Annotated in this window: 8 protein-coding genes and 7 pseudogenes; 6 read left to right on the top strand and 9 right to left on the bottom strand. The window is 67.2% G+C overall.

The window, feature by feature from the left end; all coding sequences use genetic code 11:
- Positions 1–146: 146 nt before the first annotated feature.
- The 5 genes and pseudogenes from ACQKQD_RS32325 to ACQKQD_RS32305 all read right to left on the bottom strand — a co-directional run bounded on the left by ACQKQD_RS32325 (position 147) and on the right by ACQKQD_RS32305 (position 16,154).
- On the bottom strand, positions 147–5,777 hold the full coding sequence (locus tag ACQKQD_RS32325; RefSeq protein ID WP_427510737.1) for a hypothetical protein: 5,631 nt from the start codon (positions 5,775–5,777) through the stop codon (positions 147–149).
- A 10-nt stretch (positions 5,778–5,787) separates the two neighbouring features.
- Positions 5,788–14,619, bottom strand: a complete 8,832-nt coding sequence (locus ACQKQD_RS32320) for a hypothetical protein (protein WP_427510736.1) — start codon at positions 14,617–14,619, stop codon at positions 5,788–5,790.
- A 466-nt stretch (positions 14,620–15,085) separates the two neighbouring features.
- Positions 15,086–15,370, bottom strand: a pseudogene (locus ACQKQD_RS32315) (ATP-binding protein); the annotation flags it as partial.
- Positions 15,363–15,920, bottom strand: a pseudogene (locus ACQKQD_RS32310) (helix-turn-helix domain-containing protein); the annotation flags it as partial. The pseudogenes ACQKQD_RS32315 and ACQKQD_RS32310, both read right to left, overlap by 8 nt.
- 15 nt (positions 15,921–15,935) lie before the next feature.
- Complete coding sequence (locus tag ACQKQD_RS32305) at positions 15,936–16,154, bottom strand: transposase (RefSeq protein ID WP_427510735.1); 219 nt, start codon at positions 16,152–16,154, stop codon at positions 15,936–15,938.
- 2 nt (positions 16,155–16,156) lie between these two features.
- On the opposite strand from ACQKQD_RS32305, the pseudogene ACQKQD_RS32300 reads away from it, so the two are divergent.
- Positions 16,157–16,558: pseudogene (locus tag ACQKQD_RS32300) on the top strand (ISL3 family transposase); the annotation flags it as partial.
- 150 nt (positions 16,559–16,708) lie between these two features.
- Complete coding sequence (locus ACQKQD_RS32295) at positions 16,709–17,320, top strand: FMN-dependent NADH-azoreductase (RefSeq protein WP_427510734.1); 612 nt, start codon at positions 16,709–16,711, stop codon at positions 17,318–17,320.
- Positions 17,321–17,417: 97 nt separating this feature from the next.
- Here the strand turns inward: ACQKQD_RS32295 and ACQKQD_RS32290 are convergent.
- A protein-coding gene (locus ACQKQD_RS32290) for an IS630 family transposase (RefSeq protein WP_427510733.1) occupies positions 17,418–18,379 on the bottom strand; the annotation gives its coding sequence in 2 pieces (ribosomal slippage) (positions 17,418–18,040 and positions 18,040–18,379; 963 coding nt in all).
- Between the two features lie 560 nt (positions 18,380–18,939).
- Here ACQKQD_RS32290 and ACQKQD_RS32285 point away from each other — a divergent pair.
- Positions 18,940–20,718, top strand: coding sequence for a methyl-accepting chemotaxis protein (locus ACQKQD_RS32285; protein WP_427510747.1), 1,779 nt, complete (start codon positions 18,940–18,942; stop codon positions 20,716–20,718).
- A gap of 65 nt (positions 20,719–20,783) precedes the next feature.
- Here the strand turns inward: ACQKQD_RS32285 and ACQKQD_RS32280 are convergent, their stop codons facing one another.
- A complete protein-coding gene (locus ACQKQD_RS32280) occupies positions 20,784–21,392 on the bottom strand; it encodes a carbamoyltransferase C-terminal domain-containing protein (RefSeq protein WP_427510732.1) in 609 nt (202 codons plus the stop codon).
- Positions 21,393–21,539: 147 nt separating this feature from the next.
- Positions 21,540–21,728 (bottom strand): annotated as a pseudogene (locus tag ACQKQD_RS32275) (IS630 family transposase); the annotation flags it as partial.
- Positions 21,729–21,992: 264 nt separating this feature from the next.
- On the opposite strand from ACQKQD_RS32275, the gene ACQKQD_RS32270 reads away from it, so the two are divergent.
- Positions 21,993–23,561, top strand: coding sequence for a hypothetical protein (locus ACQKQD_RS32270; RefSeq protein ID WP_427510731.1), 1,569 nt, complete (start codon positions 21,993–21,995; stop codon positions 23,559–23,561).
- Between the two features lie 90 nt (positions 23,562–23,651).
- Here the strand turns inward: ACQKQD_RS32270 and ACQKQD_RS32265 are convergent.
- A pseudogene (locus ACQKQD_RS32265) lies at positions 23,652–24,032 on the bottom strand (transposase).
- Between the two features lie 32 nt (positions 24,033–24,064).
- Between ACQKQD_RS32265 and ACQKQD_RS32260 the strand changes: the two are divergent.
- Both ACQKQD_RS32260 and ACQKQD_RS32255 read left to right on the top strand, forming a co-directional pair.
- Positions 24,065–24,259, top strand: a pseudogene (locus ACQKQD_RS32260) (transposase); the annotation flags it as partial.
- Positions 24,260–24,331: 72 nt separating this feature from the next.
- Positions 24,332–24,834: pseudogene (locus tag ACQKQD_RS32255) on the top strand (IS66 family transposase); the annotation flags it as partial.
- Positions 24,835–24,989: the final 155 nt, after the last annotated feature.

Raw genomic sequence — 24,989 nt, 5'->3', positions numbered from 1 at the left:
ATAGGCCGAAAGTCTCAGTAAATCAGTATTCACGAGAGTCAGCTCCGCGTCAATTGGATCGAGGCATTGCGTGCTTGGAGGGCGCGTTCGCGCTGAGGTTCACCGGAACTGATGAGGCCACCAGATCCTGCGTCGCGGATTCGTCCTCATTGCCCGTTTCGGGGCACGGCCTTCGTCAATTCCAGTCGGGCCGCGAAACGTGGCCCCGAGATCTCCAGCTGGTCGAGGCTCGCGAACTCGGCGGCGGTCTCGTCTACGGGCTCCGCATGATAGGTTGCCGGACGCATCGCCTCCACCTCCTCGACGAACACCGAATACACGGCTTCCGGATCGGCCAACGGCTCCTGTGCCAGCCGGAACTTCGCGCACCAGCGCAGGGACCCCGCGCCGCCGGGATCCGGTTCGGGACGGATGGCGCAGGATGTGGGAAGCCGGACAGGCTCTTGCGTCGGGCCGGCCGCGCCGGCCGGCTTCGGCTTCACTGTGTTGGACAGGACGAGATAGCGGGTCCACTCGTCCTGGGTCGCGGGAATGTAGCTGCACTCCGCCCACGGGCTGCGCCCCTCCTGGCGTCCGTACGGCCCAGATTCTGCCAAAAGCGCCGGGGTTTCGGTCCCGTCGACGCTGCGTCGCAGGAGCCGGATGCGCATCAGCGGCCGCTGGCGCCACCATGAGAGGCGCGTCGGATCGTGTCCGTCCGCCTCGGTGGCCGACCGGAGGGCGCCCGCGCCGGTCACCGTCACGCTCACCACGTTCCGCTCGGTCTGCGACACCTCCGCGACCACGTGGCGCCCAGGCCTTACCTGCGCCCATTCCACGACAGGGTCCGAGAGCTGCAGGTCGGGCGCGGCGAAGGGCTGATAGCGCACGAGACCCAGGCGCACGAACGGCTCTGGCACCCCGAAGGTGTCGATGGGGATGTTGACGAACCATGTCTCCTCATCCGCGTCGAAGCGCGGCCGGAACGTGAGGAGGGCGACTTCGAGGGTGGTCGCGCGGGCCGCCCGTTCGGCCGACTCAGCGGGAAGACGCAGGCTCACGCGCGGAACGTAGACCATCTCCTCGTCGGGACTGGCCACCGGGTCCCAGAGCATATCCATTGAAACGCCGGGACCCATCCGCTTGGCGTTGCTCAGGCCGGGGAACGCGGCCGGTGGGATCAGCCAGCCCTGCGGACCCGGACCGCCCTTGATCGGGTCACGGCCCCATCGCGTGACGTACGCACCTCCCGGGCCGAGATCCTCGTCTGCGAATCCCCCCATGTCGATATCCCGGCGCAGAAGCTTAGAGAGGATCTTGAGCGTGCCGGTGTCGTAGTCGCGCTCCACGCCGTTGTTGCTGTCCGCGATGCGGTTCAGGTGTAGATCCGGCGGCCACAACGCGACGCCGATCCGTTCCGCGAAGCCCGATGTGGCGCCGGGGCGACGACAGCTGAGGCACAGGAGGCTCTGCTGCGTCAGCTCGAAGATCCACGCTTGCCGTGGGCCGGGAATGAGGCGCGTGGACGGGAGGATGGTCCGGGTCACGAGCTGGGCCGGTGCCTTCGTCGACCGCAACGGGACCCGCTGAGACGGCCCCTCCTGAAGGGTCGCGTCGGCAGGCAGGACCCGGCCCGTCTCCGGCTCGCGGAAATAGGGGCTGGTCCGGGAGCCGGCCCGCAGATGCAGGTCGAGCACGCGCGCCCGCGTGTCGCCCACTTCAAAGGGATAGGTCGCCCGAAGAGATTGCGCGTTCTTCTTGGCAAGGCGTTGCAGTTCGAGGAGATCGGTCGTGGGCCACGCTCCGGTGGCGGAATCGATCCGCAGGAGCACCGCCTGCTCCTGCGGGAACGTGACGGTCCCATCCGGGGCGATGTCGAAGCCGTAGACCTCGGTCGGCCGCTTCGGGCCGCCGGACGCGGGATCGATGGGCCAAAGGCCGCGCACGACTTGGTCCGCACTGCGTTTCAGGTCGTCGGAACGATCGAGCGAACCACTCACCAGCCCGGCCCCGGTCGCGACGACTTCAATGAAGCCCGTCGTGGCCTGGTCGAAAGTGACGGTCCCGGTAACGAGGACACCCGAGGCGCCGAACTGATCGTCGGCGGGTGGTGTCGCGCCATCGAGGACCTGCTCGCGCGTGTCCACGCTGAGACGCTGGACCGAGAGCGAGGCCGATGGCACGGCCAGCGGCCGATCCACGGCGTGGGTCGCATGGAGGGTCAGCGAGGCGGCGATCTCGGGCGTCGCGATGCGGCAGGCCATGTCGTAGACGCTGTCGTTGAGCGTGCGGATCGCCTCACCCGGGAGGCTCCGTTGCCCGAGCGTGGAGACGCGGGCGCCACGAACCTGCTTGCTCAGGCGCCCAGCGACGATCTCGGGTTTCTCGGCGGTCCAGCTGGCGATCCCGGCCGCGAGGGCGGCGTCGTCTCCAGGGACCTTTCCGGTCTTCGGGTCGTAGACGCTGAGGAGGGTGGCGGTCTCCACCACGTCGAAATAGCGGGCGAGGTCATCCCGGGAGGGCAGGAACCAGAGCTCGACATCGAACGTGTCGCCGGGTTCGAGGTCGAGCCGCACGCGCGTCACCGCGACGCTCCGGCCGGGACTGGCATTCCCCCGGGTCAGCGATCCCTGAGCATCGATGGCGTACGCCGCAAGACGCTTGCCAGACTGGATCGCGTCGCTGCCGCGCAACAGCGTGCCGGTCTCGGCCTCGACGCCGATGACCCGCTCGTGGCTCGCCTCATGGCCGGATCTCGACCTGGCCACCACCTCGATGGCGATGGGGCGCACATCGGGGTAGACGACGCCGGGTCCCCGGACGGGAACGATCAGGGGCACTCCGGGAAGCGGATCGCCTCCGGTGCGCCGGATCTGAAGGACGAGGTAATCGGCCAGCGGCTCGGGGTAGTAGGGCAGGCGCCGGGCGGCGCTGCCGGAGAGGCGTGGTCGAAAGACGCTGTCTCCGTTCGGCTTCGCGGCCTGAGGAGTTTCGCCCCGGTCGAGCCGGCCATCGGAGCTCGGCTCGAAGGTCCATACCGGGAAGCCGCCCTGCGACTCGTGGTCGAAATCGACGTCGCGCAGCCCGTCCCGCGCGCCCTCCCAGGTCCTGCCCTTGTCGTCGCGATAGGTCACGACCGGGTCGTCGGCGGACAGGCTGAGCCTGTGGCTCTCGACGAACGCGGCTGGGACGGTAGGCGGGACGACAATTCGGACCGAGCGCCCATGCGTGGCCTCCACATCCGACCGGGCCTTGACCGGATCTTTCGGGACCCGTGAACGCAGGACGACCGTGGTGCCGCCCTCGCGGGGGCCGTCGCGCACGCCGTCGAGGGGCCGGTCGAGCATGGGCTGCGGTGTCGCCAGCATGGGCGCCTCGATGCGCTCGTGTCGCAGATGGCGCCTTGCACCTGCGTCGACCGCCGGGAGGGCCAGCTTCGGATCGAGGGGCAGACCGGCTGGACTGGCCACGGGACGCACGATGCCGCCCGCGAGGACGCTGCGCAGCCGGACGTGATAACCGCAACCCAGTACGAGCCGGGGGATCCGCCACGGCCCGGTTTCGGCCCCGTCGGCGGGCCGGTCGAGCGCGTAGGTCTGGGCGAGGGGGAGGGCGCCCGCCTTATCGAGCGCGACCGGGCGCGCGTCGGTATCGACCCCCAGCGGCGTGCCCGGCCACTGCGCGACGGTCTCGTCGACGAAGGCGGTCGTCCCGGCCGGCTTGCCGGCCTCCTTCCGGTCCTGGAGGCGCGCGGGAAGGACAAGGGTCGCGGAATCGAAGGCGGCGCGGTCGGCAGAACGGGGGATCGCGTGGGCGAGGAGGCGGCCGAGCGTCTTCGCCGAGGTAGGGGACGACGCCTCCTCGGTCGGATCGCCGAAGGTGATCGTGCGGCGGCACAGGTCGCGCCAAGCCGGGTTCGGAGCGACCTTGCCTTGCTTGTCGACGGGCCGCACTCCCACGTCGAGCCGGTAGCCCACGGTCAGGTCGGCGGCATCGACGATCCGGACAGGCTCCCCCGTCGCTCCGTCGGATTTCGAACGGTCCATGCTGCGCTTCAGTTGGTCGACGGCGGCATCGCGCCGGCCGTGGTCGAACACCGCGAGCCCGGCTGTGCGCAGCGTCAGCATCTGGCGGCCCTGCGCGTCACCGCCCAGGAGTGCGGTGGAACGGTTGTCGGTGGCCTGAGCGACGTCGATCGACACGAGGTCGAAACGGTGATCGACCACGCCGTCATGCGTCCCTTCGCAAGCGAGGGGCAGGAAGCCGTCCACCACCTCGACCTGCCCATCAAACAGCGTGTCCGGACCCGGCGTCGCGCCGAGCGCCTTCTCGATCTCGCTGCGGGTGCAAACCCAGGCATCCGAGAGCGACACAGCCGAGACCGAATCGGATTTGGGGCGGTCCCTGAGCTTCGTCGCCGTCCAGACGCAGCTCTTGCCTCCCGTCGTTCCGAGAAAGGCGGTGACGTAGGCGAAGCGCGGGCTCTGGCCGGTCCCGAAGGCCTCGGACGGGATCAGGACATCCACCACGAGGTTGAACAGGCGCGCCAGGGACGGCTGGGACTGGATAGCCACGAACCGCAGCCGTGCGGCGTTCTCGGCGGCGGGCTCGTCCGTGATCGTTGGCGGATTCGACGCCGCTTTTCGAGCCTCCGCCGTCTCGCGAAAAGTAGTGGCGGTCTCGTGGCGCTGGATCGCCGTATCCACCGCGCAGGATAGGTCCGCTACGGGGCCACCCGCGCCCCACTTCAGCACCGCCGCGCCGGTGCCCAGCCATGTCGGCAGGTCGCCTGGGCGGCGGCACGCGCATCGGTCCGTGGTGGCTTGGTTGTCGGCCAGCACCTTGTCCTCGAGGCATTGCGGCTTCGCGAGCGGCGCATCGCTTGCCCCGGCGCTCGCATACCGCACGAGGCTGGGAATGGGACCAGCCCAGCTCGGCCATCCCCGTCCCCAATCGAGTGGGTCGAACGGTTCGTAGGCAAGGTTGATGGGGCGCGACGCGGCCTTGCCGCCGGTCGCATGCGCCTTGAGGCGTTCGAGCAGCGACCGGGCGCGCTCCGTCGTCAGAAGCAGCGCCGCTTCGCCCCGGCCCGTGGCCGCCACGTCCGGGACGGCCGGGGCGTCCGCCGGGAGAGGGGAGGGCAGTGCCGTGGTTGCCGGTCCGCCTGGCGTCGCCGGGGCAAGCGTGGTCTCCGGGGCAGCGCCTGTGGCCCCGGAGACGGGCTTGCGCTGAAGCTGGTCGAGGAGTGTGTCGGATTGCGGCTTGATGACTCGTCCGAGCGCCGCCCAGTCCCCGCCGCTTTTGGGGCCGAGCAGCGCCTGCCACAACGTCACCGTCGTGGCCACGTCCTGCTTGCGTTCCTTCCGCCAAGCTTCAAAGGTCGCGGTGTTGCTCCTTTCGCTGCCGAGGCGGTCGTAGGACAGGGCGCGGCAAGCCTGTACGGCGGCGGGAGCCGACGGCATCCCCTCCGCCGCCGTCGGCTCGGGATGCTCCTTGTTTGCGGGCGCGACGATCACCTTGACCGGGCTCCCCTCGAAGGTGTCGACATCGCCCATCAGCGCCTCGACGGCCGCGGGCCAATTCTCGAGTGCGACCTGCGTCCCGAAGCTCCCGCGTGTCGGGTCTACCGGCGAGAGCAGGAGAGCCGCGCGCACGAAGGTTCGACCGCCGTACACCACGGTGCCGGCAGGGACGATGCGGACACCAATGCCGACCATCGTGGAGGCGGTGTCGGCGCCGGGGGATGCGGGGATGGTTCCGGTCGTGTCCGGGCTGGCCGGATGCGTGTCGTGCAGCATGGCGCCCTCGTCAGATCGGTTGGCTCGGAACAAGCTCCGGGTCGAAGTAGCGGCGGAACGCCTTGGCCTTGCGGCTTCGCGAGGGGCCTTCGACGCGCAGATGCGGTTTGTTGGTCTGTGCGGGCGGTTCCCCTAGGGACTCCTCCCCCAGCTTGGCCCATCGAACGCGGGCGAAGGGCGGCAGAATATCGGACGAGAGGGCGACGTCCTTCGATCCCATGCTGCTGCCCTGGTCGCTCGAGACATTCACCGAAAAGGTGATGTCGTGAATGCCGAGCGAGAACGAGAAGGAATAAGTTGCTTCGCCAGTCAGCGAGCCGTTCTTCTCCCCGGGATCTTTCTTCAGCCTGACGAACAGCGAGGTGGAGAGGCCAAAACAGGCGATCGAGGCTGCACCCCGGGCCATGAAGGTCCCGCCGAGCTGCGGATTGTCCCCGAACCGAATGTAGATCCCGAGTGTCAGCTGGCCCTGGCCCGACAGGGGTCCGAACCCGAAGGCGGCGACCCCACCGTAGTCGAACGAACACTCGAAGGACTTGAATTGGCCGTTGCTCTCGGTCGTGAGGGCGAGATAGCCGCCGCCGCCGAAGATCGTGGAGGAGATCAGGAAGGGAGCGCTCGGCCGACCGATCGAGATCGTGAAGGCCGCTGGCTTGTTGTCGAACGGGAGCACCGCGCCGGCGAAGAGCACCACGTTGGAGAAGCTGAGGGCCCCGACCCCGAAGGTCCCGAGATTCACGCCGTAGCTGGCCTCGATCCCTGGCGAGTTGCTCGAAAGTGCGACCTTGAGGCCGCCGCCCTTTGGCGAGAGGTAGTCCTGAAGCTGCTGGAGGAACTGCGCGTCGCGACCGATCTCCGTCCCCCCGAAGCGCACGTTGAAATCCGGCGAGCGCCCGGAGGCCGCCGTGAAGGTCAGCCCGCGGAAGTTGATTTTCACTGCCTCGAACATCGGCAGGAGGCTCAACGTGAACGGCCCGACCTCGCCAACGACGGTGACGGTGGGGGGCTTCTTGTCGAGCTGGAGCAGGTCGATCTCGGCGCGGGTGCCAAGCGTCAGTTTCGCGCCCTTTCCGGGTTCCAGGAACGCTTTGCCCGAGCTTGGGAAGGCTTTCAGGTCCCCTCCCAAGTCGTAGGAAAGGCGCGCCCGCGTCGGGATCAATTCGCGAAGCCGGTCTTCGATCTGATCCCGGAAAGCCTTGAGGTCCAGCGCACGCACCACCGCGAAGCGGAGCGAGGAGGCGTCGATGCTGCCGAGTCGCTTGACGATGGTCACAAGGGCGGGGTCGGCGCTCCAGACCTTCGCCAGGGCATCGAGAGATGCCAGGGTGCCCGCGCCGTCATTCTTCGCGCTCGCATCCGCCGCCTTCGCGATCAGCCCCCTTTCGTAGGCCAGCAGGTCGTCGTCCGGCTTCGCCGGATCACCGATGCCGGGCCGCTTCACCTGCAGGAGTGAATCGACTCCGAGCTGGCTCCTCACTCCGTCCAAGAGCGCCTTGGTGATCGGCGAATCGCTCTCGGCCTTCGAGATGCTCGCCTCGATCTCGGCCCGCCTTGCCAGAGCGGCGCCGTAGAAGGTGTCCAGTCCTTCGAGCGCGGGCCGCAGCAGCGTGGCGGCGTTGTCGGCGAGGCCGTCCAACTGCGCCTCCGCCTGGGCCGCGAGCCGGGTCAGGCGGTCGAGAACCGCGCCCTCGACCTCGTCCAGGACCTTGAGCGTCAGATCCTCCTGCAGCGCCGCCACGGCCTCGGGAAGCGCGACGAGCGCGTCCGCGACGCGGGCCTGCAAATCGTCCTTCGCCGACCGGATTTTCGCCGCCGCCGTCTTCAGCCTCTCGGCCGAGTTTTTGATGACCTCCCGAGCTTGGTCGATCGTCCCGGTGCCCGCCGTGGCAGCCATCTGCACCATAGTAGCGGCGCTCGTTAGGTCCGCTGCCACCGTCGGCAGGGCGGGCTTGAGGGTGTCGGCGAGGGTGGTCAGCGCGTCCGCGGTTGCCGTTACTGCCGGATCGGTCGTCTCGCGCACGGTCGCGATGATCGCCGCCCGCATGCTTCCCGCCGTAAGGTCGAGGAGAGCCGCCATGGCTTTGGTCGCCTTGGTTCTGAAGGCGTCCGTCGCCGCCGGGTCGAGCAGGCGATCCCGCAGCACGGTGATCGCGGCACCGCTCTCCGTCGCAAAGGCTGCGACGCCTCGAACCAGAATCCCCTGCGCCGCCGCTAGACGTTTCGTGTCCGCCACCCCGTCGATGGCAGGCAGGGCGCAGCCTTTCGGCGATGCGGCGAGTGCCGCGCCTAGCTCCCGGCGCAATGCCGCGAGCTCCGCGAGTGCGGTGGCGAGCAAACCTGCCACGCTCTGCAGAGCTTCTCGGGCCTTCTTGATGCCCGCTGCATCTTCAGGGGTCGGGAGAAGTTTCTCGGCCTCTCGCAGGAACAAAAGCGTCTTCAGCGCCTCTTGGCTGAAACTGGTGGCCGGACTGAGCGTGCAGGCGTCGGCTCCAGCGAAAGTCTCGATCCGCCCGAGACAGGTGGCGATTCCATCCAGATCGCTGTCGCGCGGCAGGAAGGCGTCCGCCGCCTGCGAGAGGGCGGTCCTGAGCTGCCCGCAGGCCTCCTTGACCTTGGCGATCGCGGGCGTCCGCTCGATCTCGATTAGGAGGGCGGCCAATGGTGGGACGAGTGTGGCAAGCTCGTTGAGGAACCCCACCGGATCGCCGGAATCGCCCGCCTTCGTGACCGCGACGATGGCATCGATCCGGGCCGGCGCCTCGGACAGCCGTTTCACGCCGATGGCCGCCAGCAATGGCTCCATCGCCGGCGTGAGGAGCGAGTCAGCGAGATCGCTGCGGAGGCTGCTCTGAGGGACGCCGCCGAGCACCGCGTCGATGGCCTTGGCCGCTACCGCAAGGGTCTTGTTTGTCAGACGCGACTGGAGGGCTTCGAGGGCGTTTTTGACCTCTTGGGTCATCCCGCCAGCGTTGAGAACGTCCTGCAGCTTATCGGCAAAGATTATCGGGAAGGCAGTCAGCCGTTGTCCAAGCCCGTCTAGACGAACGGACACCGACGCGGACGCTTCGGCTTCGCCGTAGAGCGTCTTCCAGAGCGCCTTTCTCACGGCCTCGTCGACCTTGTCCTGAACCTTGTCCCGAACACCGGAGTCGACGGCGGGAATCGGGACCGTCACGACGAACCGGCGCATCGCATCCGATGCCGCATTCATCAGGCGGGCGGCGAGCGCGTCGAGCAGCGTCTGGGGGAATGCCTTCCAACCCGCGACGATGTCGTTCGCCTCGGCGATGATCGCGTCGATGCGCCGCTTGATGTCCCGAAGCGCGCCAAGCTGTTCGTCGGACATCGCCGCGAGCGGATCCTGCGCGATGGTGTCGATGGTGCGCATCAGGCGCCGGCCCGCCTCGTGGGCCTCGGCTAGGTCGGCCATGAACGCCGCGTCGCTCGTCCCCGCCGCGAGGCATTTCCGCAGCCGCTCGCCGAGGGTGTCGAGGTCCGACCCGATTTGCGGGAAGGCCTTGGCCAGGCTCACCTCGCCGCCCTGCCGCTGCACGGCGATCGCGGCCCACTTCTCCTGAAGCGCCTTCACGAGATCGAGGATGGGCTGGATGACCGTGTCGCGGAGGATCGCCCGCGCCTCGCGGGCGCCCTCGGTGATCTCCCGCGAGCCGTAGTCCACCACCTCGCGCAGCCTCGGGTGCTTGTCCGCGATCTGGTCGAGGGCGATGTCAAGGATCAGGGAGAGGGGGACGATTCCGAGAAGCTTGGCGTTGTTCGGCAGGATGTCCCTGAAGAAGCAGGGGGACGCCTCGGGCGCCTCCCCCTGCGGGAGGCGCGGCGTTGTCGTGAACGCATTCTGGCCATTGGGCTTGGAATAGGAGCGGACGGGAGCGGGAACCGTGGTGTCTTTTTTAGGGAGAACGCCACTACTGCTGAGAGGCTCATCGCCGTTCTGGCTCAGCGGACCGTAGGTCCGGGAGATCGCGACGATATTCATCTCCGGATGCGCGACCGAGCCCGAGAGATTGCCGCGTCCGGCGAAGGTCATCTTTTCGACGGAACTCGTCACGACGAGGAAGGCCTCGGGTGTGTTTCGCCCGATGCCGGCGGTCACGAAGCTCGGGTCGTCGGGAAAGCCCTCACGCACGTAGAAGGGGTCGTAGGCGGTCTCGACCCAGATCGGAGCCTGCCCCGTGAGGCGCTCCACCTGGGTGAGACGGCATCTGGCCCGCTCGACCAGCGGGTAGAACGGCGGCTGGTCCTGACCGACCATGAGCGGGGTGCGCTCGTAGAGCGTGTTGTTGATCTCGAAGGGATCGCCGCCCGTCACCGCGAGGTCTTCGCGACCCTCGGCCTTCAACCGCCACCATGCGGTCTCGTAGGTGGTGTCACCCGGTTTCTTCTCGAGCCCCATCACCACCGGCTGGCCGCGGCGGTCGAGCGTCCTGCCGTCGCGCAGCGGGGAGGACATCGTGGCGGCTCCGTCCTTGAACTCCGTGTTGTAGTACGCGACGAGCGCCTTCATCGTTGGCGCGTGGTTGATCGCGCGGTTGTCGGCGAAGATCATCGGCATCCTCACCGGGACGGCCTCGCCCGAGACGCGCATCTCGAACCAAACCTCGGCCCCGTCGCGGGATGCCGTGCGCGGCCAGAAGCACAGGCCGGGCGACCCGCCCTGGAAATCCAGCCGTCCGCTGGCGACCACCGTGACGGCGCCGGGATCTCCGCAACTCGGGCTATCCGGCACGTCGCCGGTGGGATCGACGAGGTCCGGTGTCGTGACCGTGAGGATCTCGATTCCGGCGCAGGGCCAGCGCCGGGCCCGATTGGGCTGACCGTGGGCCGGGTAGGCCTTCACCGGATCGCCGACCTTGAGGAACATCCGCTGGATCTGGACCGCGACTGGCGTGTCCCCGACCCTCACGAAGGTCCGTTCCGTTAGCTTCACCAAGCTGGCGCCGTGGCCCAGCGGGAAGAGGAAGCCCTTGTAGACCACCTCCACCAGGACATCGCGCCCGAGCACCGTGCGCTGGCGCCACCGCTCGACTGTGAACGCGTCGAACAGGTCGGTGTCGTTCCACCGGCGGGCGGAGGCCGGGGGGACGAAGGCGGTGTCGAGGTTGAGGCTGCCCCCGAGGGCGCTCAACGACAACTCGCTGACCGAGAGTTCGCGTGGATCGTAGATGGCGCTGTAATCGCGCTGGGTGTCGGGAGCGCCAGCGGTGCCGTCGAGGGTCTCAAGCCTCAGGTCGGCGAGCCGGAAGCCTGGGGGAGGATCGATCTGGCTCCCCTTCCGGTCGAGCTCGCCCTTCGGGCCGCGCCGCCCCACCACCGGAAGCCCCGGGACGGAGCTCAGCACGACGAGTTCGTGCCGGTCGTTGGCATCGAGCCCGTTGCGGAATCGCTGCCCGTCGAGTTCGGCGAGATCCCCGGCCGGGCTCCTTCCGCCGAGCGAGCGACGGATCGCCCAGGGCTTCCACGGACCGCGCGGCGGTGCGCCGGCCGCCCGTGCCTCGGGCGGTCCATCCTCGGCGGGTCGCGGCAGCAGGGCCTCGGGACGGAAGTCCGGCGACCAGATCGCTCGTACACCGCCCGCCGTGCCCGCTTCGAACAGGCGGGCGGTCCAGAGCGCGCGGGGCTGCGCGGCAGGGAGCCCGGCGGGGTGAGCCTGCGCGCTGGACAGGGGCGGGAGCGCGGCGAGCGCCCGGCGGATGCCGGGGGAGGTGGTCTTCCACGTCGCCGTCTGGGCTGGGGACAGGAACAACCGCGCGGGGAGTTCTAGGGCCGTCTCGAACAGGTCCGGGGCGGCGCGGGACGCGCCGTGGACTTCCGCCAGCCGCACCGCGGCGGAGACGCGGCTTGGCGGGCGGGCGGGATCGCCGGGTGCGGGCGCGTCGGCCGCCTGCGTGAGGCGGTCGGCGCGGCTGAGGCCCTGGAAGGCGAGGGCTGCCGCATTGTCGAGGACGATTTCGCGCTGCCACCGGGGCGGGAGGCGGCCTTCGACCGGCTGCTGCAGGAGCCGCTCGGCCCGCCGCACCACCGCCATGTCCATGCTGCCCCAATCGGTGAGGCCTTCGAGAGAGTAGGGGATGCCGCCGCCGGCCCGCTCGGGCTGGTAATCGTCGGGATTGATGCGGAAGGCGATCCGGCTCGGCCCGGACAAACGCGCCTCCGTCACCTCCGGAATCGACTCCATGACGGATGAGGCCTGGGCGACGAGCGTGGCGAGTTCCGGCCAGATCGAGGCCCGCACCTTTTTGTACCAGGCGCGACCGCGATAGACCGAGAAGGCCGGGTTAGGCGCGTGGGGAGCGGGGGCCGACGGGGGCGCGATGAGTTCGCCGTAGAGGCGGCCGTAGCGGAGGCGGAAATCGGCGAAGGCGGCATCGCGCCGGTCCTTCTCGACCAGGAGCGCGTCCTGCGCCGCGATGGGCAACGTCTCATCCGGCGCGCAGAAGTCGTTCTCCTTCTCGATCCCGGCCCGCTTCAGGACCTCCCGCCGAACATCCAGGGTGAGGATCACGTCCGGCGCCTTGGCCTCGGGCGGTGTCGTGGGCTTGCTGAGCGACCGCCACAGCTCGGTCGCGAGACGACGGGCATCGGGATCGAGAAAGCCCGGGCCGACATAGAGCCTCTGCTCCTTGGGGAGGCCCAGCGCCTGAGCCCGCACCGCGAACGTCTTCAGGAACTCGTCCAGGATTGCGGCAAGCGTGGCGTCGCCCGGCTGCCGGGGCAGGGCCTGTATCCGCTTGCGGGCCGCGATCCGGTCGTCGGCGACCGTTCCGTCCGCCGGCCACCCCCGCCAGCGCCGGGGCCGATTCAGGATGGCAACGGCGGTCTTGAAGTCTTTCTTTTTGTCATCGGCGGGCGTGATCCCAGGCAGTTCGACCGGCTCGTCCCGCTGACGGAAATAGGCTTGCTCGAAAACGTGCTGCGGCGGGAACTCGACCACGAGGAGCGGCCGGCCGTCCCGTGCGGGGATTTCGGCCGACTGGCCGTGTGGTTGGGCGGCCCGGGCGCTGGAGCGCCCGCCTCGCGGCGCCAGCGTCGGGTGGGAGGGTGCGCCGCCTCGCCACGGCAACGTCAGCACAAGGTCGGCGAAGCGGAATTTGAGCGCCAAGAGATCGACGGGTCGCAGCACAGTCAGCCGGGCACGGTCGAGGGCGATCTCCCCCGCGCTCGGGCTGCGTCCCGGCAGGCCGATCGGGATGAGCGCATCCGCCGAGCCGGGCGGCGGCGCGGCGAGGCGGGGAATATGGAAAAACACCTCCGCGCCCTCGAAATCGAGGCGCGCGGTATGGCGCTGTCCGTCCGTACCGTCCGGGTCGGCGCCCGTGCGCTCCGGCAGCGGGATGGCCGCGCCATATAGCCCATGGCGGGCGCTGAAGGCCCTCATGCGGCGAGTGTCGCCCTCGTCGTGGGTAACGACCTCGATCGGGGCGGTCTCCGGGGCGCGGCCCGGCTTCGGGCTCAGCGTCGGGAGGGCGGCAACGACGAAGCCGCCGAGCCGCGTCTCGACATGGTGCTCCTTCGCCGCCGGGCGGAAGCGGAACCGAGTGACGATCGCTGCGGCGTCGGCACGGTACTGGCGCACGATCTCGAGGCTTGAGACCGTGAATGCCGCCTCGACCTGCTTCCGCCCGTTCTCGCCCGTGCTCACCGAGACGGTGCCGACGCCCCTTCCATTCCCAGAGTAGATGCAGCCCGCCACGGTCTCGTCCGGGTCGCCCCAGTGCCGGAGTGCGGCTTGGAGACAGGAGATGAGATCGGCCGGGCCAATTCCACTCAGCCGTAAGCTGGCCGCGAGCGACGCCCCCGGATCGCTTAAAGATCCCAACTCGAAACCCATGACTGGCGGCCGGCCCGCCGGCCGGTCGACAATCGGGAAGGCATCCGTGGCGGAGATGCTGCCGACCGTGCCGTACAGGCCCTCGGACGACCGCTTCGCGCCTTGCACGGATGCCGGAGCCTCGGCATCAAACAGCAAGGGCGGGCTCGTGTCCTGGCGCCCTGAATACTTCTTCAGCGAGGGGTCTTCCTTCCAGGAAACCTCATCCTTCTTCGAAAAGACACGGCGAACGGTCAGGGTCCGGAAGGTGAGGAAGACGTGCAGAATGTACAGCCCGCCTTCCCGCACGTCCTGCGGCTCGACCTGCCAGGAGAGGTCCCTCGCCAGCGTGAGGCGCAGGCCCCCGCTGGCCTCGATGCGCGGTCCGAAGAAGCCCTTGAGAATCGCGTTTCCCCGCCGCGCATCGATCTTCGCCACCAGGCCCCGCGCGGCGCCGACCTGTCCCTCAAGGAAGGACGACAGGGGCATCGACGCGAAGCGGACCGCCTCGCCCCCGTCCCACCAGCCCTCCGACGAGAGCCCGATCGTCCACGGGGCATTGACGTCCCTACGATCGATGACGAACCTCATCGTGAAGGTCCGAGCCTTCCGAGAGGGGAGGGCGGCGCGATGGACCGTCAGCCGCCAGGTCTTGGGGCGGTACACATCCCCACGCTCCTTGCCATTCTCGACCTCGCCCAGGTCCGAGGGCCGTGGAACGCGCACGCTCTCCCGCTCGATGGCGAAATACGCCTGCACGCCGAACGTGCGGGCCTGCCAGTTCAGGAGCGTCGTCCCACTCCCGTCGACGAGGGCGACCTCGTCGCGCTTGCCTTCGTCAACGTAGACGAGGCGATAATCCGCGAGGTCCGAGGCAGCGGGCGCGGCGAGCACTTGCCCGGCGGCGAGGGAGGCCGCGCCGCCGAGAACCCCGCGCCGCGTAAGCCGAATCGAGGTCGAGCCGTTGTTGATGGGCGTTCTACCGGCAGCATTCCCTTGACCGCGTCCAGTCATGGCGCCTCGCGCGTTGCCTCGGATAGGCCGAATTGTGATTCGGCCGCGCCTTTGTCGAAGTGGCAAACGTGAGGTTGCATATTCCGAGAGGCTTTGCCACCAGTTCGTTGAACATTCACTGCCCTTTTAAACGGGCGCCGCTCAATTATCCGCGTTGCCGAGGGCGAATTTTAATTAGTCCGGACGAACAGCGCATTGATGGCTGCGCCTAAAGAGTCGACTGGTGCAAGCTGAGTCGACCGTCGTGAATGCATCCGCTGAATATACGCTTCTCGGCCCGCGTGCGTCTCATCCTGCGATCGGACGCAGTCGAACTCGTAGATAGCCTGCTCGCAAGCACCACTGTAAAGGGCGGACCAATTCCAGGCCGCCGTGGCGGAACAAAAACAGGCCACTGGCAACGTGCAGCCTGAACGAGGAAGGGGCCCGATCGGGCCCCTTCTTCGTTCGTCGCCGATCGTAAAGGTCAGGCTGGCGGGATCTCACCCGTCTCGGGGTCGTGAGGATCGGCGGTGGCCTGGTTTTGCTCCGCCCCTTCGGCCCGGCCGCGCCGGCTGCGGGAAGTTTTGAGGCGGTAGCTGTCGCCGTTCAGGCTCAGGATGCTGACGTGGTGGGTCAGCTGGTCGAGCAGCGCGCCGGTCAGCCGCTCCGAGCCCAGAACTGACGTCCAGTCCTCAAACGGGAGGTTCGAGGTCACCACGGTCAAGCCACACTCGTAGCGCTGCGAGAAGACCTCAAACAGCAACTCCGCTCAGGTAGGTGAAGTCCGTCTGCCAAAGCTGGTTTGGCGCGGTGGTCTTGTCGCGGAACTCGTCGGCGGCCTTGACGACGATGTAGGCCGGGCTGGTGATCAGGTCCTGAGCTTTGAGCAGGCGGTAGACGGTCGCTCCCGAGACGAAGTAGCGCCGCTCATCGGTGAAGCGCGCCGCCAGCTCGCGCGGGCTGAGTTCCGGCTCCTCCAGCGCGAGGGTGACGATCTGCTCGCGGAGCTCGAGCGGCAGACGGTTCCACACCCGGCTGGGCCGCGAGGGGCGGTCGACCTCGTCGGCGGTCGCTGCCCGAGCCGTGTCGCCGGCCAACCGCTTCTTGCCGGCTTCGAAAAACGCCTTGAACCAGCCGTAGTACATCGAGCTGGCGATGCCCTCGCGCCGGCACAACTCGGCGATGCTGTCCTCACTGCGCAGGCCTTCCAGCACGATGCGGATCTTGTCCTCGGACAAGAACTGCCGACGTGTGGACCGACGGATATCCTTGATCACGGCTTCTGCCGGCTTCCATGCCGGCCCGGATGTCTGTTTCATCTTCGCTCCTGGGGGCTACGATGAACCAGCCATCCTCCGTTCAATGCGCCGCTTCCACGAGAACAGCAGGCTCGGCGAGATGCCGTAGCAGCAGGCGACGAATGACACGGACGAGCCGGGCTGCTGGCTCTCCTCGACGAGGCGGATCTTCTCAGTGGTAGACCAGCGCCGTCGCCGCTGAACGCCGGTCAGGATCTCGCCGTGCACCGGTGGGGCGGTCGGATCGGATGACATAGCTGGCCTGGACCCTGGTTCAGCCGATCAAGATGTTGCCGCCCCGTGCCGCGGCCGACCTCGCTCGCATCCGGCAGGATGCCGAGGCAGCACGCGTCGCCGACCTGGCGCGATGGTTCACGATGTTGGCTCGTGCCTGCGGCCTGGATGGCGACCGACCGGTGGATCCGGCCGGCGAGCTCGACAGATGGCTCTCAGAGACGCGCACCTGCGGTGTCGCGGCATTGGAGACCTTCGCAGCTGGCTTGGCACAGGACGGGCCGGCGGTTCGGGCGGCGCTGACGACGTCTTGGAGCAACGCCCAGGCCGAAGGGCAGATCAGTCGGCTGAAGATGCTTAAGCTTACCATGTGCGGCCGCGCCAGCTTCGCACTCCTCCGCCGCCGCGTGCTCCTCGCTGCCTAATCCACGCAAAGTGCGGGAGAACCGCGAAGCCGAGGGAGGATTAGGTTCCCTCGATGTGCTCCAGTTGCATGAATGAGCCATCTTGCGGTGCGGGGTAGTTCCGATTTAAGTTCTACTTCCCTTCTAACACCGCTCTAGCGGGGAGTGAGCATGAGGCTCCTTCACATCGATTCCAGCATCCTGGGCGATAACTCGGTGAGTCGTCCGCTGTCGGCTGCCGTCGTCGCCCACCTCAAGGCCGCACATCCCGACCTTACCGAAACCTATCGCGACCTCGTGGCTCAGCCGATCGAGCATCTCACGGGCGCCTATCTGGCCGGACAGAATTCGGATGTGCAGCACGATCAAGCGTTGCAGGAGGATTTGGCGCTCGGCGGCCGCCTGCTTGAAGAGTTTCTGGCGGCCGATACGGTGGTAATCGGCGTCGCGCTCTACAACTTCACGATCCCGAGCCAGCTCAAGGCCTGGGTCGACCGCATCCTCGTCGCCGGCAAGACCTTCCGCTATGGCCCGAATGGTGCCGAAGGCCTGGCGGGTCGCAAGCGCGTGATCCTGACGGTGGCGCGCGGTGGTCTTTACGGCCCCGGTACGCCGCACGAGGCTTACGAACATGCCGAAACCTACCTGCGCACTGTGTTTGGCTTCATCGGCATCACCAACCCGGAGGTCGTGGTGGCCGAAGGCATCGCGCTCGGACCGCAGCAGCGCGAGGCGGCGCTGAAGTCGGGGCTCGCGGCGGTCGCGGCACTGCCCACCGGCTGAGTACCCCTCGACAAGCGCCATTGAGAAGCGTCAAATCTCGCCATGGCGCCCCTTCCGCCCGAGACGCGGCTTGCGTCCCATCTAGGGTCGTTCCCGGTCAGATAGCGACGGCCAAGTCGTCCTTGTAGCCGGCTGCGGCGAGGTAGTTGCGGCACTCCTGCGGAGTGAAGCACATGAATGCCTGACGGATCGCCGCCCAGAGATCCGGGATCGTGCGGGCAGCCGCGCTACGCAACAGCGCCTTCAGCTTCGCGAAGGCCTGCTCGATCGGGTTGAAATCAGGGCTGTAGGACGGAAGGTAGAGCAGCCGCGCTCCTGCGGCCTCGATCGACGCACGCACGCCGGTGACCTTGTGGGCTGGCAGGTTGTCCATGACGACGATGTCGCCCGGGTGCAGCGCCGGGATCAGGGTTTCGGTGACGTAGCGGCAGAAGCGCCTGCCGTTCGTGGGACCGTCCAGCAGCGCGGTCGCGCACAGCCCACTGGTGCGCAGGGCGGCGGTGATGGTCGTGGTTTTGTAGTGGCCAAACGGGGCTGCAAGCCGGCAGCGCTCGCCGCGTGGTGCCCAACCATAGCGCCGCGCCATGTTGGTGGCCGACGCCGTCTCGTTCAGGAACACCAGCCGGTCCGGATCGAGCTCGGGCTGCGCCCCGAACCACGCCTCGCGAGCAGCCTTTACGTCCGCACGCTCCTGCTCAGCTGCGTATGTCGCCCCTTTCTCCAGCTGATCCCGTGGCGGGCAAAGAAGCGCGACAGGCCGCTCGTGCTGGTCTGGATGCCCTGCTCAGCCAGCCGGTCGCGCACCTCGCGTAGGAAGAGGCGTGGCTCCTGCTCGGAGATCGCCAGGATCAGCGCGGCATGCGCCTCGATGCGCTTCGAGGTGTGATCGCCGCCCATCGGCTTGGGCGCGACATGGCCCTCCTGGAGTGAGCGCTGCGACCAGCGGCTGGCGCTGGAGACGCTGACCCCAAAGCGAGCCGCAGCTCGGTGGCACGAGGCTCCTGCCGCCACGGCAGCCACGACACGCTCGCGTAAGTCGACGGACAAAGGTGAAGGCATCGGCATGCTCCTTCACCCGTCAACCCGCCACCGGCTAACCCGTCGCAATCAGCCCGGGATTGGCTCTAAGACGGGAATAATTCGGCAAGATGAACGTGACAGCGTGCTCAGCCGACTGACTCGGGGCATGGCTCTTCTCCGGTCGTGGAGGCCGCGGTCGTAGACGCCGGCCGCGCCGGCTCTCGCCCCGGAGACCGGACCTGACAGAAGCCGGGCAGTGGGTACTTGATCGTCCTGAGCGTCATCCGCCGAGGCTGGCATCAAAGGCACCCGACACCGGCACGGGGGCCCCCGATGCTGCAAGGCACGGTTCGCTGGAGCCAGAACCTGAAAGCCCATTGCTTTGCTATGGCGGCGACCGAATGAGCTCCCCAATATGCTCAAAAGCTGACGAATATAAATCGCATTCGACACAGTGCGATTTTCGATCATGAATAGTTTCATCCGACTCTGGATTTTATCTGATATTGATTTTAGGACGGATCGATTTGCTCGTTAACTTATAATTAGGTATCATAATTCATACCCGGAGCGTTTTAGACATGAACTCCGGTGCCGATATGCTGCGCAACTCACCAATCCTGCTCAAGGCGGCTGTCCCGCTCCTGATCATGGCAGCCGTCGCTGCGGGACTGATATCCTATGCGATCAGTGGGCTTCACCAGCTCGCAGATCAGACGCGCATCATCGTCGATATGGATGCTGTTCGCCTGGAGAAGATGTTGCGCATCCGATCCCACATTAATGAGACCGCTATTCAAGCAAGAAATATAATCATTCAGACGAGCGAGAAGGATCTGACTTCCTCCAAGGCTCGCTGGGACGCCGCATGGAAGGCCGCGTTCGACGAAATCGATTCTCTGGGTGCGATGGCCGACTCTCCCCAGCGCAACGCACACAATCTGGCGATCAAAGGACTTCTTCAGGAATTCCTCGGCCTCCAGGATCGTGCAAGCGCTCTGGGTCTCAAGAACGAGAAAGAAGCCGCTATTAGGCTGTTGCTGGTCGATAGCGATGACCTGCGCACCAAGATCCGGAGCACGCTGAGCGAGAATGTCGATCGTCTCACCGGAGAGTTGCGGCAGGCGCGTGACAATTCCTTACAAGCAGTGTCGCAGAGCGAGCGGCTGCTGATAGGCGCCTCCGTAGCGGGGCTTCTCGGCGCCATGGCGCTGTCCGTGCTGATCGTGATTTTCGGGATCGCCCGCCCGCTGGGCAGCCTCGTCGGCGTTCTGCAGCGGATGGCCCGCGGCGAGATCGACGCCGAGATTCGGGAGGCGGCCCGCGGCGACGAGATCGGCGCCGTCGGCAAGGCGGTCGAGGGCATCAAGGCCATGGTCGCCCGCAAGGCCGCCGAGGAGGCCGAGGTCAAGCGTCGTGCCGACGAGGCGGTCGCTGCCGAGGTCGCACGCAAGGCCGCGGAAGATGCCCGCAAGGCCGTCGAAGAGGCTGAGGCGAAGCGGCTCGCGGACGAGGCCGCCGCCGCCGAACGTCGCCGCAGTATGATGGAGCTCGCCGACGGCTTCGAGCGCGCGGTCGGCGGCATCGTCGGCCTGGTCTCGTCCTCGGCTACCGAGCTCCAGGCCACCGCCCAACAGATGACCGCCACCGCCCAGGAGACCGCTGCGCAGTCCAGCACTGTGGCGGCTGCCGCGGAGGAGGCAGCCGCCAACGTCAACACCGTCGCGGCCGCCGCCGAGGAGCTCGGCTCGTCGGTCCAGGAGATCGGCCGGCAGGTGCAGGGCTCGACCCACCTCGCCCAGGCCGCCGTGGGCGAGGCCGACGAGACCGCCCACCTCGTCCAGGCGCTCAGCCAGACCGCCGCGCGGATCGGCGACATGGTCGGGATGATCTCGGGCATCGCCGGCCAGACCAACCTGCTGGCCTTGAACGCCACGATCGAGGCGGCCCGCGCCGGCGCGGCGGGGCGGGGCTTCGCGGTGGTGGCCTCCGAGGTGAAGGCGCTGGCCGAGCAGACCGCCAAGGCGACCGAGGAGATCGCGCGCCAGATCGGCGAGGTCCAGGGTGTGACCGCGCGGGCGGTGACGGCGATCGGCGGGATCACCGGCCGGATCCGGGAGATCGACAGCGTGGCGACCTCGATCGCGGCGGCTGTCGAGGAGCAGGGCGCGGCGACCCAGGAGATCGTGCGCAACGTCGCGCAGGCCTCGGCGGGCACCAACGCGGTGACGGGCAACATCGCGGGCGTGGCGCAGGCCTCGGAGGAGACTGGGGCGGCCGCCGGCCAGGTCCTGTCGGCGGCCACCGAGCTGTCGCGGCAATCCGAGCATCTCGGCGCCGAGGTCAGCCGCTTCCTCGAAACCGTCCGGGCAGCCTGACACGAGCCTATCGTCGCTCGCGTGCAAAGATTGATCGAACATTCGGACGTCCGCTTCTGCCTCATCTACGAGTGGAAGCGGACGAGAAAGAATCCACCCAGCCCAGCCGCTGCGAGTACTCTCTGCGCTTCGCTAAACAGCCAATCGTCAGCCCGCCAGCACGAGGCGCGAGAATAGGTGTGCACCAACGAATTTGCTGGCCTCGCAGACCAGAACCGATGGGCCCGCTCACCGGGAGACCCTTCCCGGGACGCCAAGGCGGTCGGCCTCCTGCGGAATAGCGCATCCCCCAGAACGAAAACATCGATGTCGGAGGTCAGGAACACGCCGGCGGCGTCCTCAACGTCGTGCACCATCGGCCTGCCCATGACGTTGAAGCTCGTGTTGAGGATCATCGGCACGCCGGTGGCCGCGTGGAAAGACCTGATGATGGCCAGGAGGAAGGGGGCGGACCACTCACCCACGCTCTGTAGCCGGTGTCGACGAGGATGCAGTACGCAAGCGTGGCGTGGTGAAGGACCACGAGCCCTACGACAAAGCCCCGCATCTGATCTAAGGCGACCAGCCGCTCGCTTCGCCCGGTGGCGATGGCGGGATGGGAGGCATCCAGGGCACTGGCGGGTGTGGTACTCATCGTGCAGCCGACGGACGCGCCGTCTTTTTGTACGACGCATTAAGGCGAAGCTTGATGCAAAATCCTGTGTGCTGGATCGCGGCGGACTCCGTTACCGATTTCGGCTAGGGGCGTCGCCTCTTGGATCTGAAACGATTGAGTTGGGGGGAGTCGGTTTCCCACGATTACCACTTAGAGCTGTTCCCGGTCAGGTGGCGACGCACAAGTCGTTCGCGTGGCCGGCTGCGGCGATGTAGTTGCGGCACTCCTGCGGAGTGAAGCGCGTGAAGGTTTGGCGGATCGCCGCCCAGAGTTCCGGGATCGTGCGGGCTGCCGCGCTGCGTAGCAGAGCCTTCCGACTCGCGAATGCCTGCTCGATCGAGTTGAAATCAGGGCTAGCCGATGCGACGTTAAGATGACACGGCCACACAGCTATCTTCTTATCGCTTTGTCATGAAGGCGTCGTGTGGCATGTCCGAAAAGCTTTGCGATGAATTTTGCTTGCAACCTGCAGAGCGATCATCTTTTGGGCAAAACTTAGATGCTACCCATGTTTCGGTTGAGCGCTCTTGTGATCGCGGTTTCCGGCTTCGGCGCTTGTCTTATCGCGCGTCCAGCTCACGCTCAGAGCGTAATCGAAATGGCGGCCCGGATGGATGCGATGCAGCGTCAGATGCAGTCCATGCAGCAGGAGCTCGCCGCCTTGCGCCGCCAAGCCGGTACTCAAAAAGCGGCGCTCGCTGGCGAGGCTCGTGAACGCCGGGTCCTGTCGCGGGAGCAGGCGCGCCTCGCAGCCAGGACCGAGCACCAGCAGCGCGTGGCGCAAGCCGGCGGTCCCGGAGGCGCCCGGCCGGGGGTGAGCGAGCACACGCCTGTGATCCTCGCCAACGATCTCGTCTGCAACGCCGGCAGCTACGCGCTGGGGCCGGCTATCTGCTTCACCCCGGGGGGCTTCGTCGAGCTGGCGGGCATCTTCCGCAATCCCAACACGGTCTCGGACGTCGCCACTGACTTCAACGGCATCCCGTTCCGCAGCAGCCCGCTATCCCGCGAGAGCGAGTTCCGCTTCTCCGCCCGGCAGAGCCGCTTGAGCGGGCTGTTCACCGCTAAGGTCGAGCCAACGCTGCAGATCTCGGGTTATTACGAGATCGACTTCCTGGCAGCCGGCACGACCTCGAACTCGCGTGAGAGCAACAGCTACACACCGCGCGTGCGGCAGATCTTCGCCACCGTCGATTCCCTCGACACCGGCTGGCATGTGTTGGCCGGCCAGGCCTGGAGCCTAATCACCACCGATGCCTCGGGCATCGTGCCGCTCAAAGAGCAAATCCCCCTCACCATCGATGCGCAGTACGTGCCGGGCTTCAACTGGACCCGCAATCCGCAGGTGCGCGTGGTCAAGGACATCGCTCCGGGTTTGTGGGCCGGCCTGTCGGCAGAATCGCCCCAGAGCGTCCTGCCGCCGAGCCCCTTCGCGGCACCCGGTATCGTCAACGTCAACAACACCGGCGACGCCGCTGGCCTCCTGAACAATTCGACCACCTACTCGAACAACAGCATTCCCGACATCATTGGCAAAGTCGCGCTCGAACCGGGATTCGGGCATTTCGAACTGAAGGGATTGGTCCGCTTCTTCGACGACCGGCTGAGTCCCACCAATCTTACCGCGGCCACGCGCCTTCCCGGTCACTCCGACACCGCGATGGGCTACGGCATCGGCGGGGCAGCAACACTGCCGGTGATCGACAAGCGTCTCGACCTGCAGGTCAGCGGCCTCGTCGGCCAGGGCATCGGCCGCTACGGCTCGGCGCAGCTGCCCGACTTCGCCCTGAAGGCCGACGGCTCGATCGCGCCGATCCCGGCCTTCCAGCTGCTCGCCGGCGCCGTCGCCCACGTCCAGCCGGGCACCGACGTCTACGTCTATGCCGGCTGGGAGCACGCCTCCCGCGCGGGCGCGCTCAATACCACCGGCTACGGCTCACCCACCCTCGTGGTGACGAGCTGTAACGTCGAGGGCGCGGCGAGCGGGTCCTGCCAAGCGGAGAGCCGCGACATCCGCCAGATCACCGGCGGGTTCTGGCACGACCTGTACAAGGGGAGCTACGGGCGCCTTGTGGCAGGAGCACAGGTCTCCTACACCGAGCGTGACGCGTTCCGAGGGACGTCTGGGATCCAACCTTCCAACCACCTCGTCACCGGCTTGACCTCCTTGCGGTACTACCCATTCTGATCGACTGTCTTTCGATTTTGAACATCAAGGAGAGAGATTATTAATAGCGATAGACATGCGAAGATATATACCTCGCAGAAGCAAACCGCACTAGTGTTCTGAGTTAGAAATCTGTGTGCAGAAGCGAGCGATACTGACCAAGATCGCGTTGGCTGACTTGGTTCAGACGAATGGCTCGGGACGAGCGTTGGTCTCAGTGATGTAGTCTCGGATTGCGACCTCCAGGTCCTCTGTGCTGGTGAACGCACCGCGCTGCAGCCGACGCCGTCTCAGAACGGAGAATCAGCACTCCACGAGGTTGGGCCACGACGCGCTCGTCGGTGTGAAGTGGAGGTGGAACCGCGGGTGCTGGACCAACCAGTCATGCACCAAGGTCGTCTTGTGCGTCTTCAGGTTGTCGAGCACAAGATGCACCTCCAGAGTAAGCGCTCGTTGGCAGGCGCCTTGCGGGATGAGATCCTGGACCTGAATACAGTGCTGTCGCGAAGGCCTGTATCCGCCCTATGTCTGGACCTACGATCTCGCCCCATATCGTCGTAGCCGGCACGCTTCGCTCGTGGACGCGTGAGGAAAAGCGAGCGATCCTCGATGAGGCGCAGAGCACCACCGCGTCGATCTCATCTGTGGCGCGTCGCCATGGCCTGAAGCCATCGCTCCTCTTTCGCTGGCGACGCGAGGCCTGGGAGGAAGAGCGGGCGGCCGCCCTGCCGGCTCCGCCTCCCTTCGTTCCGCTCGCACTGCCGGCGCCGGAGGGGCTGCCGAGCCGAGGGCCGGCACGCCGCCCGTTGCCCGATCATCTGCCGCGTGAGACCGTCGCTCATCCCGGCCCCTGCGCCTGCCCGGCCTGCGGCGGTCGCCTCCGCCGGATCGGCGAGGACGTGACGGAGAGCTTCGACTACGTGCCGGGCCGCTTCAAGGTGGTGCGGCACCTGCGCGAGGCCTTCTCCTGCCGAGCTTGGAAGACCGTGGTGCAGGCTCCCGCGCCCTACCACGCCATCGCCCGCGGCCGTGCCGGCCCCGGGCTGCTCGCGCATAGATCGCCGGGTCAGACATCCTGCACGGTGACGATACGACGATACCGATCCTGGCGCCCGGGGCGGAAAAGACGAGAACTGGCCGGCTTTGGGCGTATGTGCGCGACGAGCGCCCCCACGGCGGAGCGCGACCGCCAGCGGCCGTGTTCTTCGCCTCGCCAGACCGGAAGGGCAAGCGCCCGCTCACGCATCTGGCGGCGTTCTCCGGCGTATTGCAGGCGGATGGCTATGCCGGCTTCAACGGGCTCTACCAGGGCCGTCGGCCGGGCGGCGCGCTGATCGAGGCCGCCTGCTGGGCGGTACGCATCCGGCGAAGGGCGCCTTGTGAGCTGGCCCGTTGAGGCTGAGGTCATAGGAGTAATCCTAGGACCTTGAGCATGACCCAGGCGGGTAT

Origin of the sequence: Methylobacterium sp. NPDC080182 (genome assembly GCF_050281105.1) — a bacterium.
GTDB lineage: Bacteria > Pseudomonadota > Alphaproteobacteria > Rhizobiales > Beijerinckiaceae > Methylobacterium.
The sequence above is the reverse complement of the archived record's forward strand: the minus strand, read 5'-3'. Positions and strand labels throughout refer to the sequence as shown.